This is a genomic window from Rhodococcus sp. F64268, assembly GCF_023015605.1.
In the GTDB taxonomy this organism is placed as follows: Bacteria; Actinomycetota; Actinomycetes; order Mycobacteriales; family Mycobacteriaceae; genus Rhodococcus.
In genome coordinates this window covers 1-291 of record NZ_JALKAI010000050.1, presented here as the reverse complement: position 1 = coordinate 291, position 291 = coordinate 1, and the positions used below count along the sequence as shown (strand labels likewise).

Here is a 291-nt window from a genome sequence, read left to right as displayed (position 1 = left end):
GGTTAATCCGCCCAGGGTGAGTCGGGACCTAAGGCGAGGCCGACAGGCGTAGTCGATGGACAACGGGTTGATATTCCCGTACCCGTGTGAACGCGCCCCTGATGAATCACTGGTACTAACCATCCTGAAGCAGGTTTGTTCCCTTCGGGGGATGGGCTTTGTGGATGCATGGGACCTTCGGTGGTAGTAGTCAAGCGATGGGGTGACGCAGGAAGGTAGCTGGGCCGGCTGGTGGAATAGCCGGTGTAAGCCTGTAGGGCGAGTGGTAGGCAAATCCGCCACTCATGATGC

1 rRNA gene is annotated in these 291 nt (G+C 58.4%); it reads left to right on the top strand.

Features of this window, described 5'->3' with window-relative positions:
* Positions 1-291, top strand: a 23S ribosomal RNA gene (locus MWU77_RS24505); the annotation flags it as partial.